Below are 16820 nucleotides of genomic sequence, written 5' to 3'. Positions count from 1 at the left end.
GATCTCTTCACGCATGGAGACTGTCGCCGTCCCGGTCCCCCATGGCCGGCTAACACCATCAGACCAGCAGGCCTTCGACGCGATCGCAGAGACCTGTGCACGCCTCTCGGGTGCCTCCACCCGCGGGGAGCTCGGGGCTCTGATCGCCGAGGTTGCCCTTTCGTACTCGGTCTTTGAACTGCAGGTGATCGGCGGTCACCTGCGCCGGGAGGTGGCCGCCCTTCCGTCGCCGTACCGGGAGGCGATCGATCCGTACTTCACGGCCCAGATCTTCGGGGCTCATCATCATCTGCTCCTGATGCACCGGTCGGGTGCTTTCTTGCGGATGCAGACCCCGATCGCCGACCCAACCCTCTTCGCCGATTTCCTCGCGATGATCCCGGCCAGCTGCCTCCGTTCAGATGACGAACGGCCGGGGGTCTCCGGGCATCTCCGGACCCCCCGGCACCGGCTCTTCTACTACCTGATGACCGGGTTCATGATCTTCGTCCTCGGTCGGCCCGGCCACCCGGTCGGGATGCCGTTCCCGGGCGGGTTCTTCGTCAAAGAGGAGGGGCGACGATTCCTCTGTCCGATCCGGGATAAGGAGAAGGACCTGCCGTTCTCGATCTGCAACTTCTGCCCGGCCGAGCAGATCGAAGGGATGTAGACAGGTCAGATCTCTGCTGGCGATGGGGCGACCTCGTTTGAATAGGAACCTGGTCCATGTCTATGATGTGGCAGGCAGGTACGCCATCTCTCTTTCAGCAATCGGTTCGAACAGGGCTCGGACGAAGACGATCGAGCAGTACCTCAATGCCGCTCTGGTGACCCTGCCTGCCACCGCGACCCACCCGGTCCCTCCGATCGGTTAATAGGGCAGAATAATCTGCAATGATCCAGCCGCATCATCGACGTTCTCTTCCCCTGATCGATACGATCGTCAACGTATCTCCCTCTGCTGAACGGATCTGTAAAGTTTTTGATCATCTTTTGTACCTCAATTATGCGTGGGCAGATGAGAATTTCTTATTTGTCAGGCGGATGGAATCCTCGTCCAATTCGAACGTGTTATATGCTGACTGGTCGATTTTTAACGTATCCTGTACGATTGGGTTTCAGGTCAGAGAGGTTGAGGTATGATGTTAAAAGTTCGAGAGATGAATCGGGCGCTGCTGATCCTGCTGGCAGCGGTCTGTCTTCTGCTGTTGATCGTTCCAACTGGGGCGAGTACGCCTGTGTATGGTCCGGATCGGGTGTTCATCAACGAGTCCGGCACCTACGAACTCATGAATGATCTCACCTACGGTTCCGGGGAACCGCTGATTGTGATCAATGCATCCGATGTCGTCCTTGACGGCCAGGGCCATACGATCCATGCGATGTATGACCAGGAGGGTACCGGTATCGTTGTCAACCCGGAGGGTGAATCCCCGACCGTCCAGCTCTCCAACGTCACCATCAAGAATGTGAACCTGGACAACTTGACCTATGGGATCGTCTTCTTTAATTCCCGGGGTTGTACGGTACAGGGTGTCGCCATGACCGGCAACGGAATGGATATTTTTCTCTCCAATAATTGTACGGAGAACACCATCTCGGGCAACACCTTCAGCGATGGAATAGGTATCTACCTTCTCGATTCATGTCGTTCAAACACTATCAGTAAGAACACCTTCACCGGCTGCCTGCCTGGTATCTACATGAGCGGAGACTGTGACCAGAATACGATCTGTGAGAACACCTTCACCGGCAACGTGTATGGTATCCTGATCTCAGATTCGAACAATAATATCGTGAAAGGGAATTCCATCATCAACAGTATGACCTGTGGGCTGGTCGTAGGTGGTGGATCTGGAAATACCATCTATAACAACTACTTCAACAACCTTCAGAATGTTTTCGTAGCAGGTCACGACAGCACCAACATCTGGAACATCGACCGGACAGCAGGTCCCGACATCATGGGCGGTCCAACGATCGGTGGTAACTTCTGGGGTACGCCGGATGGGACCGGTTTCTCCCAGACTGATCCGGATATCAACAACGACGGCTTCTGCGACGATCCGTATACCATCGGAACAGGCAATATCGATCGTTACCCGCTTCGTTTCTGGCCCCCGACAGTCACCGCCGGCTTCTACGCCTTCGGCCATGTCGGCCAGGCCCCGTATTCGGTCCGGTTCCTGGATCAGTCCGCCGGCTCGCCGACCGCCTGGACGTGGGACTTCGGGGACGGAAGTACTTCAACCGAGCAGAACCCGACCCACATCTACAACCAGACCGGTGCCTACAACGTGGCCCTGACCGCATCGAACGGGTGGGGGAGCGATATGGCGATCCAGTACCGGTGTATCATCGTCAACACGGTGCCGGCTGCCAACTTCACGGCCAATGCGACCGCCGGCCGGACGCCGTTCACCGTGCAGTTCACTGATCAATCCACCGGAGCGAGCGGGTACCAGTGGCAGTTCGGCGACGGCACGACCTCGACCGAGCAGAACCCGGTCCACACCTACACAACCCCGGGCTCCTACACCGTGACGCTGGTCGCCTCTGGTGTGAATTATGGCAGCGTCTACTCGCAGAAGCCGGGGTACATTACGGTCACCGACCCGCCGACGGTCGGGTTCTCGGCGAACGTGACGGCCGGCCTCGCCCCGCTCGCCGTGCAGTTCAACGAGTCGGTGAACGGCTCGGTCCAGTATTATTACTGGCAGTTCGGGGACGGGGGGACTTCGTTCGACAAGGAGCCGATCCATGTTTATAACAAGGCTGGCCTGTACACCGTCTCTTTCTATGCGATCGGTTCGAACGGGTCCCAGGTGAAGACAGTCGATCAGTACATCAATGTCACCTCCCCGGTCATGCCGACTCCGACAACACCGGCGCCGTTGAACACCACGACTGTACCGACGACGATGGTTCCGACTGCAACCGTCACCCCGGTACCAACGAACACCACTGGTGCTCCGACAGGTACGACAGTCGCTCCGACCGCGACTGGCTCGGCATACTACGGTCCGCACACGATCCCCGGGACGCTGCAGGCCGAGGACTATGACCTCGGCGGTGAGGGTGTCGCCTACCATGACACCACCGCCGGAAACGAAGGCGGGATCTACCGTCATGACGACGTCGACATCGAGCAGCTCGATACCGATCACAGTCCGAATGTCGGCTGGATCCGTTCCGGCGAGTGGCTCGCGTACACGGTGCACGTCAGCACCGCCGGCACCTACGACGCCGGCTTCCGGGTGGCTTCATCCCACGCCGGTTCATCTGTCCTGGTGTATGTCGACGATGAGACGACGCCGGTCGCGACCGTGACCGTCCCGAACACCGGCGACTGGCCGATCTTCCGAACCGTCTCGGTGCCGGTCATCCTGCCGGCCGGCACCCACCGGCTGAAGCTTTCGTTCCCGACCGACTTTGTCAACATCAACTGGATCACCTTTGCCCAGAGAGGCTGAACCGAACCTATTTTTTCCAATTTCTGACACAATTTATCAGAGATGCACTTGTCCCGGCATTCAACCCCCCGATGACGCTCGATGATCATCAGTTGGTTCCACCCTGATTGAGGGATGGGGAGAAAAAGAGATCACGCTCGTCTGAGTGGCTGGGAGATTGTTGAGATGTCACGGTTGTAGGTGACGAGACCCGGGTCTGGATGGATCGGCATCTGACCTCATCTGCACGGACAAAGGATAAAAAGGCGTCCTCTCCGTTTCTCATTCCAGCAATAGGTTATATCTAACGAGTACCTGACTCAAAACGGTACCCCCCTCTGGGCACTATCATCTCGAACCGTGCCCCTTCTCCCGGTTCACCGGTCTCGCGAATGGTGATGCCGGTGATATCGAGAATCTCCTTTGAGAGGGAGAGACCAAGTCCGGTGTTCTTCCCAAAACCATGCTCGAAGATCATCTCCTTCTCCTCTGGAACGATACCTTCGCCGTCGTCTTCACAGACGACAACCAGATCATCACCAAGTTCCTGAACAGAGAACCGGATGATCGTGATCTTCCCGCCGTACCGCACCGAATTGTCCACCAGATTATAAAATACCTTGACAACCAGCGGGTCGGCGAACACCTCCAGGTCGGCCGGGAGATCATTCTTCAGTTCGACCTGTCCGAACGGTGTCTGTACGGCTGCAGTGTCGACGAGTGAATGGATGTTCTGCCAGACCGGAGCCATGACACCGATTGCCTCGTATTCTCTGGTGAACAGAATCATGGTGGAAATTCGCTGTAATGTGGTCGAAATTTTTAGAAAAGCATCATCGAGTCCAGGATCGAATAGTTCCATTCTGAGGATGGCCAGGTACCCCATCAGCACGGTGAGCTGATTGGTGATATCATGCCTGGTGAGGCTTGAGAGAAGGGTAAGTTTCCTGTTTGCCAGATGCAGCGCCTCTTCGGCCCGCTTACGTTCGGTGATGTCCCAGAAAGCACCGAGCACCCCGGTGATCTCGCCATTCTTATCTCGCACGACGGTCTTAATCGTATGGATCCAGATATCTCTTCCTTCCAGACGATAAATCTCTTCAAACTCCTCTGTCTGTCCTGTCTCCATCACCCTGATGTCATCGGCATGGTACTTGGCAGCGAACTCTGGCGAAAAGAGGTCGGTGTCCGATCTCCCCACGATCTCGTCGGCATGAATCCCAAAGTCCTGGGCGAACTTTTCATTGCTCGAGACATATCGGTAATCCCTGTCCTTTATGAAGATCTTCTGTGGAATGTTCTCCACGAGGGTTCTGAACTTATCTTCGCTCTTATGCAGATATCCAAGCAGGTCGTCCCGTTCCTTCACCGTCCTGGCGAGTTTGAGGTTACTATAACTGAGTCGGGATATGAAACTCGTAAGTTTCACCAGATACCCCATCAGTTCATCGACTCTCTCCCTGCTGATCCGGGGAACACGGTGATACGCCGCTAAATATTCGTCCCGATCGAACCCGTACTTCAGCGCCTGCTCGATGAAGATGGATTCGTCGACGACCTCATCGTCATAGATGAACTGGCCCATGAAGATGTTGCCCATGTGTTTATCGCCGATATAGAGGGGCGTCACCACATCCCAGAGGTTATTTCTGCACTTGTAGGCTACATATTCCCCCTGTTTCAAATTGTTGGCAAGATGGAGGTCGCTCTCGGTACAGAAACCGGCAGTCACCGGGTTGGCCCGGTGGAATCTGGTACAGATCTCCTGCCAGCCAGAGGCCACGAGCACATTTCCTTTCGTGTCGAGGATCGCCGTGATCACACCGGTCAGCCTGGTGATATCAGTCATGAGCAGTAGAAGGGTCTCGGTATCGATGAGGTCCCCAAGGTCCAGCGAATCCGTGGTATCCTCGGGGGCGAGGAGACTCTCCAGTTTCTGTCTGACCCGTCTGTCGCTCTCCCGCAGCGCCTGCTCCTGTCGGGACAGTTCATCCAGGTTGGCCCGGAGTTCCTCCTCAGTCGCGGTTATCTGTTCATATGAGGCGCAGAGTTCGTCGTTCTTCTTGAGGAGTTCCTCTTCAGTCCGTTTGATCTCGGTGACATCCCGGATCGATTCGATGGCCCCTGTGATGACACCTAAATTATTGTAGAGGGGGGCTGCGGTGAACCATATCTTCGCTCTCTTGCCGTTGAAGAGGGCCGAACTTATCGATTCTCCAACGATCGTCTCTCCGTTCCTCTTCATGGTAGGGTATCGGGCTGCGACGGTTGGATCGTCGTGAAGGATGAGGTCGATTAAACCAGGCCGGCGTTCATGATAGAATGGGATCGCATACTCATACTTCCCTTTTCCCAGCATTTCTGCGGCGCTGACACCGGTCATCTTTTCCATGGCCCGATTCCAGGCGATCACCACTCCCCGGGTATCGATGGCAAACGTGGGATCAGGCAGAAAGTTGAGAATGTCGGCTTCCCGGCGTTCATGATCCCGGATGCTTGCCTCTGCACGTCGCTGCTGGACTGCCAGTCTGACCTTGTGTCCAAGTTCTGCGAACTGTGAGACCGGTTCCCCGCCCTTCTGGAGATAATGGTCCGCACCATTATTGATGGCCTGGATGACCACCTCCTCGCGTCCCCTGCCAGTGAAGAGAATGAACGGGATCGATCCGAACCGTGTCCGCACTTCGATGAGGAACTCGATACCATTCATCCCTGGCATCTGATAATCGGAGATGATAGCATCGAAGTTCTCCTGTTCGAGCATCTGGATCGCTTCAGGTGCGTTCAGTGCGGTCGTTATGGTGAAATCCTTGTATCTCTCCAGGAAGATCCTGCCTACTTCGAGCAGAGAGGGTTCGTCATCGACATAGAGGATATGGTATTGTGCGATCATCTGACCTGAACCTGCATTGAACGGCAAAGATAATAGATATAATGTTTTTCCTCTCCCTCAGGCATATTCGACCAGACCACCCCCGGCTGGGAAGAGGGGGGTGAACCCTCAGGTTGAGTTCTCCTTGAAGGTGCCGGCACAGACCACGTAGTCCCGATTGTCGCTCCCGCGAACCAGTCGGTAATAAGTCGTCTTGTTGAAGAGGTTGAAGTCGGTCGGGTTCGTGTAGACATAGTCGACCCAGCCGGTGGTGTTCTTCAACGCCCCCTGCACGATCCGGTCGCGGAATGGATAGCCAGTGACATCAGTCTTGTTGTGGTAGTTCGTCCCGACCAGTGTCGGGTTGTCAGCATGGGCGACCATCGTCACATTCGTGTCGTAGACGAAGACGTAGAGGTCTTTCTGAGTCTGGTCGCGGTACGGGGCCTCGCCGGCATTGATCCGCCGAAGCGTTCCAGTTGCGTCACCAGCCAGATCGGTGCTAGTCCGGTTGATGAGAGCGGTCACCTGGCTTTCGTTCACCCCCGAGGTCGAAGACCTGACCGCGGTATACCTGTACATGATCCGTTCATAGTCCGAGACTCCGTTCTGGTCCTTCTGGTTCTTCACGTCGTCGAGGCCGTGCTGGAAAGCGCTGACCAGCAGGGGTGAAACATTCCGGTTGAATGCATAATAGAAGTCGCCTCCCCCGATGGTGTATACCTCCTGGAACCGTTCCGGATCAGATACCGTGCTGTTCAGCACCAGCCGGCCCGGGAGCGCTGCATAGGCAAAGAGATCGGTCTCCCCTGAGGCGAGCCGCCTGGCCGCTGATGCAGCATCGGAATCGAGGATCAACCGATCCTTTGTCACACCATGGTCGGCCAGGTACTGGACCGTGATGTCATCGGTGACGGCACCGATCCGATACCGGGTGAGGTCGGTGGTGTTCGTGATCGTGATCTTTCTGGTCTGATCTGCAAAGAGGACGTAGTCATTTCGCCCGATCGGCCCGGCCCACTGGAAGAGGTTCTCCCGGTCAGGGGTCCGTGAGGTTGAGAAGAGGACTGTACTGCTGTTGTTTTGTGCACTCGCATACCCTTCCGTCCAGGGGACGACCCTGACGGAGGTGGCATTTTCCGGAACATCGAGCCTGGAGAGGGCAGCCCTGAGAAGGTCGACCGAGATCCCCTGCGCGGTCCCATTCGCCTCAAAGTTGTACGGCCTGGCCTCTTCGGTCAGATAATTGAGCCGGGCGAGGCCGTACTCTGGCAGGTATTTGGCGAGAATCTGATCGAGATCCTTCTGGGTGGTCTGGTTGAGGGCCTGCTGGAAGGCCTGGACCGTCTGGTCCGAGGTGTTCCGGTTGAACGCATAATAGACCGGATCCTCCCCGATGGTGGCGACCGTCGAGAAGAGGCCGGGCCGGGTCCCTGACTGTGCGATCCAGAAGTGGCCGGCTCCCTCGCCGTAAGCGAAGAGGTCGGTCGTGCCGTTCTGGGTCTGCTGGATCATCGTCAGGGGGTCGGGGGCGATCACAATCTGGTCCTTCGGGACCCCTTGGTCGAGGAGCTTTCCGATTGCTGCATCGTCGGCCTCCACTCCGATCCGGTAGTGTTTCAGATCATCGGTCCCGTTCACGACGACCGGTCGTTCGCGGTAGGAGAAGACCACCGCCTTCTCAGTCAGGACCGGGCCGGCCCACTTGAAGAGCGATTCACGGTCAGAGGTGCGCGAGGTCGCAAAGAGCACCGTGTTCGGTGTGGTGAGCACGGTCTGGTAGGCGCTGGTCCAGCAGGCGACCCGGATATCGGCCGGTCCCTTGCCCATCTCCTTCATCGTCGAGTTCAGCATGTCGACCATGATCCCGGTCGGTGTGTCGTTCTCCAGGTAGTTGTACGGGGGATACTGCTCGGTGTAAAAGGTCAGGTTATCTTGTGTCTCTGTCTTTACTGTTGTGCAGCCCGCACCGATCATCAGAACGACGAGCAGGGCGCCTGCGATGATATACCATCCACGCTTCATCATGTTCGTTAATGAAATGATGCGGGGGCTTCTAAAAGTAGCGAAATTGTTTCAGAGCGCTTCGAGCACCTTCGAGAGACAGGTGGATCGTTTGGTCCCTGACAATCCTCCCAGTGGATTCTGGCCGGGCATCATCTGAAGGTGCCGGCGCCAGACCACGTTGTCCCGTTTGTGGCACCCATCTGCAAACCAGGAGATGGTCATCCTGGTGAAGAAGTTGAAGTCGGTCGGGTTACCGGCAGGGTCGGTTCCGGCCTGGTCGACGGGTGCGGTCACCTGACCCCTGCGTACTTTTCCATGATCCGTTCGTAGTCCGAGACCCCGCTCGTATCCTTCTCGTTCTTCACGCTATCGAGCCCCCGCTGGAAGGCCCTGACCAGCTCTGGCGAGACATTCCGGTTGAATGCATAGTAGAGTTCGCTCCCCCCGATGGTGTATACATTCTGGAACCGTTCCGAATTCGCGACCGTGCTGTTCAGTTCCGTCTGGTTGGGCTCCATGGAATCGGCGAAGAGGTCGATCTCTCCGGAGGCGAGTCGCTGAACCCCTGTTGTTGCATTGGCATCGAGCACCAGCCGATCTTTTGGGACACCATGGTCGGCCAGGTACTTGACTCCGACGTCACCAGTGACGGCTCCGATCCGGTACCGGGCGAGGTCGGCATCGGTCGAGATCGAGATATTTCTGGTCCTGTCCGCAAAGAGAACATAATCGTGCCGCCCGATCGGTCCTGCCCACAGGAAGAGGTTCTCACGTTCAGGGTTTCGGGCGGTCGCGAAGAGGACCGTATCGTTCTTCGTCAGTGTATCTGTATACCCCTCATTCCAGGGGACGATCCTGACTGATGTGGCATTCGCCGGGACACCGAGCCGGGAGAGCGTCGCGTTGAGGAGATCGACCGAGATCCCCTGCACGGTCCCGTTCGCCACGAAGTTGTACGGCCGGGACTCTTCAGTCAGATAATTGAGCCGGGCGAGGCTACGCTCGGGCAGATTTGCATCGAGAACCCGGTCGAGATCGGACTGGATAGACCGGTTGAGGGCCTGCTGGAAGGCCTGGACGGTCTGGTCCGAGGTGTTCCGGTTGAACGCGTAATAGACCGGGTCCTCCCTGATGGTGACGACTGTTGAGAAGAGGCCTGAACTGGTCCCGGACTGTGCGATCCAGTAGTTACCGGCTTCCTCTCCATAGGCGAAGAGGTCGGTCGAGCCGTTCTGGACCTGCCTGATCATGGTCTGGGGGTCTGGAGCGGTCACGATCTGCTCCTTCGGAACCCCGAGGGAAAGGAGGTTCCCGATGACTGCGTCGTTCTCCTCCGCTCCGATCCGGTAGCGTTTCAGATCGGCGGTGCTGTTCACCACGACCGGTCGTTCGCGGTAGGAGAAGGCCACCACCTTATCGGTCAGGACCGGGCCGGCCCACTTGAAGAGCTGCTCACGATCAGAGGTGCGTGTGGTCGAAAAGAGCACCGTATTTTGGGTGGAGAGGACAGTCTGATAGGCACTGGTCCAGCAGGTGACCTTGATGTCGGCCGGCCCCCTGCCCATCTCTGTCATCGTCGAGTTCAGCATGTCGACCATGATCCCGGTTGGCGTGCCGTTCTCCTGGCTACTGAAGGGAGGATACTGATCGGTGTAGAAGACCAGTTTATCTCCGGTTTCGTTCTTTACTGTCGTGCACCCGGCTCCGATCATCAGAACGACGAGCAGGGCGCCTGCAACCATATACCATCCACGCTTCATCATTGTTCGTTAATGGAATGGTGTTGGGGTTTCTAAAAGGAGCTGAATTGTTTCAGAGCGTTTCCAGCACCATCGAGAGATAATCTTTCAACCGTTTGCGATAGGCGGCTCGCTCGATCGCCGTCGCCTGGTGACCGTCCAGCACCAGGATCCGGTCCGCCTGGGCGACCAGGATGTCGAGGGTTCCGGCCGTGAAGACAAGTGCCGTCACCCCCAGGAGTTCCCGCTCCTCGGCGAGCAGGGTCGAGAGCACCCGGACCTTTGAACCCGAGAGGCAGCCTGGCACCAGCAGGTTGGCAGCCGATCGATCCTCATCGAAGACGAGCAGGGGTGCCTCCCCGGCGATCGCCTGCTGGATCTGCGAGGCCATCCCCATCGAGCCGCTTCCCTGGCCGAACGCGGCCTCCGGTGTCCCACTCATCCCGGGAGGGAGGGCTCGAAAGAAGAGGCTCAGGTCGGTCCCTCGCAACTCGGTCGACCCGGCCTCGGCGATGGCGGGCTCGGTTCTTGTGATCACATGCTCCCGGCCGTCACCGAGCTGGTGATCGTCGACACCGGCGATCACGGCCTGGAGCATGGTCGACTTCCCCTGTCCGTTGGACCCGATGATCGCCAGTACCTCCCGCTCCCTGACCCCGAGGCCGGCGATCACCTGGTGGCTGGCCGGCAGTTCCACTTCGACTGGGCCCAGTTTCGGCGGGCAGGTGAACGGGACATGGACCCCGGCCTTGATCCCGGCGACCCGGAAGAAGCAGCGGGCGTCGGTACACTGCCGGGCCGGCCGGGTCCCGTCGCCGATGAACGAGACGAGCCCCAGCGCCGGCAGCTGGTCCCGGAGGAGCCGCTGATCGAGGGCGTTGATCCATTCCCGTTCGAGGAGGCGGAGCGGCACCCGGTCGACGGCCCCGGCGACTCCCTGGATCAGGGCCGCGAGCTCCTCGACGACCCGCCGTTGTTCGCCGGGTTCATCCGGCAGGCCGTATCGGAGAGCCCCGGTCAGGGTCAGGTGAATGCCGTCGGCGTCGGCATAGTTCTGGCTCCCCGCCTTCCAGAGCCCCTCCCCGATCAGGGCAGGGGAGTGTATCAGCGAGTACGGCTCGGTGATCGCCTGATACCTTTGCGGGAACTGTGTTCCTTTCCCGGTCAACGGGTCGAGTCCAGGATCTGGCTGGTTCCGTGCCTTCGTTTTGCACTGCTCGATCAGACAGGCGACCGCCCCGTCCACCCCCCGGGGGTCGAGCGGGAGTTCATCGGTGAGTATGCGGGGAATGAGCACCGGGAGCGAGAACTGGAGGGCCGAGCGGTCGAAGGCCGGCACCAGGTAAGCGGTGGTCCCCCAGGTCACCCGTCGCCGGTCGATCGCCGCCCCCTTCAGGTCCAGGTTTTCGAGCAGGGTCGGGAGGATCTGCTGCCAGGTGGTCATCGCCGCTCTTCAGCGGCAGCCAGGAACCGGCGGACCGCGGCGAGGAACTGCTCCGGCTCTTCCAGATGGTGCTGATGCGAGGCGCCGGCCAAGACGATCATCCCGGCATCGGGGGTCAGCTCCTGATAGAACCGGGTGGTAGCCGGCGTCGCCTCATCGAACTCCCCGCAGGTATAGAGGACCGGGATCGTCAGCGAGGGCAGGCGGTCGGTCAGGTCTGCTGTCCGGAGTGTCCCGGTCACGGTGAACTCGCTCGGCCCCCACATCTGTGCGTAGATCGCTGCACTGCTACCGTCCATACTCCGTTGCAGACAATCTGGCCGTGTTTCGAGGCGGCAGAGATGCTCCTGGTAGTAGGCCGTCATCGCCTCTTGATAGGCTGGCGCAGCAAAGTCTCCTGAAGCCTCGTGGACCCTGACCGCCTCCTGCACTGACTCGGTCATCGCTGCGAGGTATGCCCGCTGGTCGGCGATCCAGCGTGGTGTGCTGATATAGGGGGCAGAGAGGACTGCACTGACGATCCCGGTCGGCCCTTCCCGGACCAGGTAGGCCACCGCCAGCATCGTCCCCCACGACTGCCCGAGCAGGTGGACCGCCTTCAGCCCGAGCGCCTCCCTGACCGCCGCCACCTCGTCGACATACCGCTCGATCGTCCAGAGGGACGGGTCGTCCGGCCGGTCGGACCGGCCGCAGCCGAGCTGGTCGTAGAAGATCACCGGCCGCTCGTCTGCCAGGGCCTCGAGCGGTTCCAGATAGTCATGCGGAAACCCCGGGCCGCCGTGCAGGACCAGCAGTGGTATTCCAGCGGATCCCCCACCGACGATCCGGTACCAGACCTTTCCATCCGGGGTCTGGATGAACCCTTCCTCGTCACGCTGCTCTCTGTTCTCATCAGTCCCTGGCCCGGTGTGCATATTTCAAAATTGTGTTCGCGGATGAATAACCGTTCTGGTAGAACCGTTCCGGTCTGCCCGGTCCGGCCCCGCGTTCACCCGTTGTAGTTGTGGAAGTAATGGTCGATGTAGGCCTGCTTCCGGTGCTCGCTCGCCCCCCGCGAGATGTAGCCGGCCTCGGGCGTCTGCAGGGCAGGGCAGAACCCGCAGAACCCTGCATCGATCTCGCTGGACTTCTCCCTGACCGGGCAGTAGTAGATCCCGTCTTCGCATTCGACGGTGTCGCCGCCCGGGAAGGGCGTGCCGACCGGGTGGGCGGGTTCATCGAGGACGAAGATGCAGAAGCCGGCGAGCAGGTAGTTGAGGAACGCCAGTCGCGGGCCCTTCTCTTCTGCCCGGGCGCTGCATGCGGCGGCGACCATCGCCCAGTACCGGCTGTTCTCCGGGCTGACGGGGATGTCCATCCGCGAGAACGCCCCCTGCTGGGAGAGGAGCCGGATCTGCTGGTAGGTGCCGAGGAGGTGCTCGGTCACCTTCAGATAGAGCGGTTCCCGGTAATCCTCGTCGATATCCCTGATCTTCGTCTTGAAGTTCCTCTGCATCTGCCTGATGTCGGCGGGGGTGTACAGCAGCACGATCGCGGCCAGGGCGGTGCCGAGTTCGCCTCTCGTGGCCGGGCCGGCGAGAAGATCGCACTCCTCCCGGATCATCCCGGCCGCTGGGGTATCTCTTCTGGTCTTATTCAGGAACGGAAATCGATGGATGGTCATACCACGCACTGCCTCTCAGGTGAAGATCTCTCGGCGACGATTGGTATAAAGGAATTCTTCGGGAACCGGTTCTGTTGCGTCTACCGATGATCGGCAGATCGAGAATCGGGGTGCTGACCGCTGACGCCCGGCTCGCAGGTTCGCATGCCGGTCATGATGCCGGCAGCCCGCCGGTCGGGTGGCGGAGCCGCTTGTACACCTCCATCACGACCAGGATCAAGGCTGCGATCGCGATCAGCACCCCCCAGGCCGCCGGGCTGATCGGATCGATCCGGAGAACCCCGGCCAGCACGGGTGTATACATCGCCGCGGCATTGACCAGCGCGGCCCCGATCACCGTGAGGACCAGGAAGGGGTTGCGGGAGGGCGGGATACGGAACGCGGACATCGTCTCGGACCGGGCGTTGAAGACCTGGAAGTTCTCGAAGAGCACGAAGAGGACGAGGAGCAGGGTTCGGGCCGGGCCCTCGTCCATTCCCGTTCCAAGCAGCCAGGCCCAGACCGCGAACCCGGCCATACTCATGGTCGCGGCGGCGATCAGGGTCTCTTCGAGCATTAACCGATCGAAGAGCCCCTGCTCAGGCGGTCGTGGCGGTCGCTGCATCGCCCCGGTTTCGCCCGGCTCGAAGGCAAGGCCGACGTGCTGGATCCCGTTGGTGACGAGGTTGAGCCAGAGGATCTGGATCGCGGTGAGGGGGAGGGGAAGGACGGCGATGGTGGAGAGGAGGAAGAGAAACACCTCGGCCGCCCCGGTCGAGACCAGGAGATAGGTGACCTTCCGGACGTTATCGTAGGCGAACCGCCCTTCCTCGATCCCGGCGACGATCGAACTGAACCGGTCGTCGACCACGATCATCGAGGCTGTGTCCTTTGCTATGTCCGTCCCCGAGCCCATCGCGACCCCGATGTTCGCCCGTCGAAGGGCCGGGGCGTCGTTGACCCCGTCGCCGGTCACGGCCACGAAATGGCCGAGTTTGAGCAGCGCCTCGACGATCGCAAGCTTCTGAAGCGGGGCGACCCGGGCGAAGACCGTTGCCGACCCGACCCGGTCGAGATAGGCCGGCACCTCGATCGAGCCGAGCGCTTCGAGGTCGGTGCCGGTCGCCACCTCCTCGTCCTTCTCGGCGATACCAAGGGCCCGGGCGATCGCGAGCGCCGTGGCCGGGTGATCGCCGGTCACCATCACGACTCGGATCCCGGCCTCCTGGCACTCTGCTATCGCGTCGGCCGCGTCCGGTCTTATGGGGTCGATGAACCCGGCGAGCCCGAGGAAGACGAGCGGGGGGAGGCCAGCTTCCCAGTCCCCTGTGACCTCGCCCTCGGCGACGGCGAGTACCCGGAACCCCCCGGTCGAGAGCGATCCGGCGGCCTGCTCGACCAGGCGACGGTCGAGGGGGACCGGACCATGTGGCGTCGCCATCGCGGTGCAGTGGGGCAGGAGGTTCTCAAGGGCACCTTTCACGACCATCCGCCGTTCGCCGTTCGTCTCTACCATGGCCGCGGCGTACCGTCGCTCGGACTCGTAGGGGATCCGGTGGATGATGGGTGTCGACGCCCGGACGACCGCAGGATCGAGCCCGAGTTTGTATCCGATGGCGAGAAACGCGATGTCGATCGAGTCGCCATGGTTCCGCCAACGACCGTTGGCCTGTTCGAGATCGGCCTCGTTCGCGAGGATCGCGGCGATCCCGAACCGGACGAGGAGGTCCTCCTCCCCCGGGGCGCCCTCGACCATTCCCTCGCCCGTGTACCCGGTGCCGGTCACAGGGTGGAGCGAGCCGGTCGGGAGCCAGATTCTCGCGAGGGTCTGCTCATTGACGGTGAGAGTCCCGGTCTTGTCGCTCGCGATGCAGGTGCAGCTCCCGAGGCTCTCGACCGCGGTCATCCGCCGGACGATCACATTCCGCCGTGCCATGCGTGAGGCAGCGATCGAGAGCACGACTGTGAGCGCGACCGGCAGCCCCTCGGGGATGGCAGAGACCGCGAGGGCCACAACGAAGAAGACGACCTCGACGAGGGGCATGCCCCGAACGTACGCGATCGCGCCGAGGAGGGCGCCGGCGCCGACGACGGCGATGATGATCTTCTGAGAGAACTGTTCCATCCTGAGCACGAGGGGCGGTTTCGCACCTTCGACCTGGGCGATGGAGGTCGCGATCTGGCCCATCTGTGTATATCCGGCTGTGGCCACAACGATCCCGGCGGTCCGCCCGGACGTGACCGTGCTGCCGGCGAAGGCCATGGTCCACCGGTCGGCGACCGGGGTCTCGGGGGGGAGTCCCTCCCCGGTCCCCTTCTCGACCGCGACCGACTCGCCCGTCAGTAGGGACTCGTCGATCCAGAGGTTCTGGGCCTCGAGGAGCCTGAGATCCGCGGGGAGACGCCGGCCTGATTCGAGGAGGACGACATCGCCGGGGACCAGATCCTCGGCCGGTACCTCTTCGGTTCTTCCCGAACGAAGGATCGTCGAACTGGTTGTCAGCAGGCTGCGGAGCGCATGGGCGCTCTGTTCGGCCTTCCATTCCTGGATGGTCCCAACGGCCGTGTTCACCAGCACCACGATCAGGATGAAGACAGTGTCCGTGGCGTCCCCAACCGCCAGGGAGATGCCGGCCGCGATCAGGAGGATGTAGATCAGGGGGCTCTTGAACTGGTTGAAGATGAGAAGGAGGAGTGACGGCGGAGCTCGCTCAGGGAGCCGGTTCGGCCCGAACCGTTGCCGTCGGCGGGCCGCTTCCTCGTCGCTCAGGCCTGCGGCGTTCGACCTGAGCCGTTCGAGGAGCGTGGTCCGGTCGAACACATGCCACGCGATCGTCTCCAGTACTGCCTGCCTCCCCCACATAGGCCAGATACTGAATCCAATGAAATATGAAGGTATCTCCATCACCTTCGGCCTCGCGGACCGGGCAGGGGCTCATGGATCGCGTGCTCCAGGGGCCGCCGGATACGATACCTTCTCTTTGATTCCAGTTCACCTGGCGGCGCCCCGATCGCCCCACGGTTCACTCCCCTGCATCGATGCAGGCTCCACTGGCGTCATAGGTGCCGTATTCTCCCCGGTAGAACCAGTTCCGATAGATGATGGGCGTGATCACCGTCGTCAGCAGACTCATGATCACGAGGACAACATAGATGCCCTGGTCGATGATACCGGCATTCAGCCCGATCAGAGCGACGATCATCGCTACCTCTCCACGGGGTGACATCGTCGATGACAGCCGCCCCGATGATCACCTTGGCCGCCTCGGTGTGGAGTTTATCCAGTTTTCCGAGCACGTTCGTGGTGATGGCGATACCGGTAGCCGTCAGGGGGATGCCGATGAAGATCGCACTGGCTGAACTGTTGCCGAAGAGAACGGCAAGCCCCCAACCGCAGAACCAGGGCACGATCACTCCCACGAGGGCGATGGCAAAATTTTCGGATGCACGATCTCGCGAAGGTTGAACTCAAACCCGATGACGAAGAGGAGTACGACCACTCCAGGATGGGCGAGGCTCTGTATAAAGTCAGTATAGGGTGATCCAGTCAGTGCACTGGGCCCACCAGGATCCCGACGAGGATCAACCCGATCACCGCGAACTGGTTGATGCGTGATCCGAGAAGATACTCTCCGAGGGCTACGAACAGGAAGGAGGTTCATCTGAAATTCCGGGGAGATAAAGA

12 protein-coding genes and 1 pseudogene are annotated in these 16820 nt (G+C 60.1%); 3 read left to right on the top strand and 10 right to left on the bottom strand.

Going from position 1 to position 16820, the window contains the following annotated elements; genetic code table 11:
• Positions 1-13 precede the first annotated feature (13 nt).
• From MPAL_RS09590 to MPAL_RS14630, 3 genes are all read left to right on the top strand, one after another.
• Positions 14-649 carry a DUF2115 domain-containing protein gene (locus tag MPAL_RS09590; protein ID WP_012618546.1) on the top strand — a complete coding sequence of 212 codons (636 nt, stop codon included), beginning with the start codon at positions 14-16 and terminating at the stop codon, positions 647-649.
• Positions 650-686: 37 nt separating this feature from the next.
• Complete coding sequence (locus MPAL_RS16310; RefSeq protein WP_158303665.1) at positions 687-854, top strand: hypothetical protein; 168 nt, start codon at positions 687-689, stop codon at positions 852-854.
• Positions 855-1118: 264 nt separating this feature from the next.
• A complete protein-coding gene (locus tag MPAL_RS14630) occupies positions 1119-3452 on the top strand; it encodes a PKD domain-containing protein (protein WP_012618543.1) in 2334 nt (777 codons plus the stop codon).
• 283 nt (positions 3453-3735) lie between these two features.
• Here MPAL_RS14630 and MPAL_RS14625 read toward each other — a convergent pair whose 3' ends face one another.
• The 10 genes and pseudogenes from MPAL_RS14625 to MPAL_RS17330 form a co-directional block, all read right to left on the bottom strand.
• A complete protein-coding gene (locus MPAL_RS14625; protein ID WP_012618542.1) occupies positions 3736-6324 on the bottom strand; it encodes a PocR ligand-binding domain-containing protein in 2589 nt (862 codons plus the stop codon).
• Positions 6325-6432: 108 nt separating this feature from the next.
• Complete coding sequence (locus MPAL_RS09570; protein ID WP_012618541.1) at positions 6433-8331, bottom strand: transporter substrate-binding domain-containing protein; 1899 nt, start codon at positions 8329-8331, stop codon at positions 6433-6435.
• 48 nt (positions 8332-8379) lie between these two features.
• On the bottom strand, positions 8380-8604 hold the full coding sequence (locus MPAL_RS09565; RefSeq protein WP_012618540.1) for a hypothetical protein: 225 nt from the start codon (positions 8602-8604) through the stop codon (positions 8380-8382).
• Positions 8601-10052 carry a substrate-binding periplasmic protein gene (locus MPAL_RS09560; RefSeq protein ID WP_012618539.1) on the bottom strand — a complete coding sequence of 484 codons (1452 nt, stop codon included), beginning with the start codon at positions 10050-10052 and terminating at the stop codon, positions 8601-8603. Before MPAL_RS09560 ends, MPAL_RS09565 begins: the two co-directional genes overlap by 4 nt.
• A 70-nt stretch (positions 10053-10122) precedes the next feature.
• On the bottom strand, positions 10123-11493 hold the full coding sequence (locus MPAL_RS09555; protein ID WP_012618538.1) for a P-loop domain-containing protein: 1371 nt from the start codon (positions 11491-11493) through the stop codon (positions 10123-10125).
• Positions 11490-12407 carry a proline iminopeptidase-family hydrolase gene (locus MPAL_RS09550; protein WP_012618537.1) on the bottom strand — a complete coding sequence of 306 codons (918 nt, stop codon included), beginning with the start codon at positions 12405-12407 and terminating at the stop codon, positions 11490-11492. Before MPAL_RS09550 ends, MPAL_RS09555 begins: the two co-directional genes overlap by 4 nt.
• 74 nt (positions 12408-12481) lie before the next feature.
• Positions 12482-13156 carry a DUF2115 domain-containing protein gene (locus MPAL_RS09545; protein ID WP_012618536.1) on the bottom strand — a complete coding sequence of 225 codons (675 nt, stop codon included), beginning with the start codon at positions 13154-13156 and terminating at the stop codon, positions 12482-12484.
• Between the two features lie 151 nt (positions 13157-13307).
• Positions 13308-15998 carry a cation-translocating P-type ATPase gene (locus MPAL_RS09540; RefSeq protein WP_048145320.1) on the bottom strand — a complete coding sequence of 897 codons (2691 nt, stop codon included), beginning with the start codon at positions 15996-15998 and terminating at the stop codon, positions 13308-13310.
• 160 nt (positions 15999-16158) lie between these two features.
• A complete protein-coding gene (locus MPAL_RS17335; protein WP_048145319.1) occupies positions 16159-16338 on the bottom strand; it encodes a hypothetical protein in 180 nt (59 codons plus the stop codon).
• A gap of 96 nt (positions 16339-16434) precedes the next feature.
• Positions 16435-16543, bottom strand: a pseudogene (locus tag MPAL_RS17330) (hypothetical protein); the annotation flags it as partial.
• Between the last annotated feature and the right edge of the window lie 277 nt (positions 16544-16820).

The organism is Methanosphaerula palustris E1-9c, assembly GCF_000021965.1.
Classification (GTDB): domain Archaea; phylum Halobacteriota; class Methanomicrobia; order Methanomicrobiales; family Methanospirillaceae; genus Methanosphaerula; species Methanosphaerula palustris.
The sequence above is the reverse complement of the archived record's forward strand: the minus strand, read 5'-3'. Positions and strand labels throughout refer to the sequence as shown.

Bases quoted from the DNA above. Each gene is read 5' to 3' on its own strand.
- MPAL_RS09550 (WP_012618537.1), bottom strand. From the start codon at position 12,407: ATGCACACCGGGCCAGGGACTGATGAGAACAGAGAGCAGCGTGACGAG.
- MPAL_RS09545 (WP_012618536.1), bottom strand. From the start codon at position 13,156: ATGACCATCCATCGATTTCCGTTCCTGAATAAGACCAGAAGAGATACC.
- MPAL_RS09555 (WP_012618538.1), bottom strand. From the start codon at position 11,493: ATGACCACCTGGCAGCAGATCCTCCCGACCCTGCTCGAAAACCTGGAC.
- MPAL_RS09590 (WP_012618546.1), top strand. From the start codon at position 14: ATGGAGACTGTCGCCGTCCCGGTCCCCCATGGCCGGCTAACACCATCA.
- MPAL_RS09560 (WP_012618539.1), bottom strand. From the start codon at position 10,052: ATGGTTGCAGGCGCCCTGCTCGTCGTTCTGATGATCGGAGCCGGGTGC.
- MPAL_RS09540 (WP_048145320.1), bottom strand. From the start codon at position 15,998: ATGTGGGGGAGGCAGGCAGTACTGGAGACGATCGCGTGGCATGTGTTC.
- MPAL_RS14630 (WP_012618543.1), top strand. From the start codon at position 1,119: ATGATGTTAAAAGTTCGAGAGATGAATCGGGCGCTGCTGATCCTGCTG.
- MPAL_RS14625 (WP_012618542.1), bottom strand. From the start codon at position 6,324: ATGATCGCACAATACCATATCCTCTATGTCGATGACGAACCCTCTCTG.
- MPAL_RS17335 (WP_048145319.1), bottom strand. From the start codon at position 16,338: ATGATCGTCGCTCTGATCGGGCTGAATGCCGGTATCATCGACCAGGGC.
- MPAL_RS09570 (WP_012618541.1), bottom strand. From the start codon at position 8,331: ATGATGAAGCGTGGATGGTATATCATCGCAGGCGCCCTGCTCGTCGTT.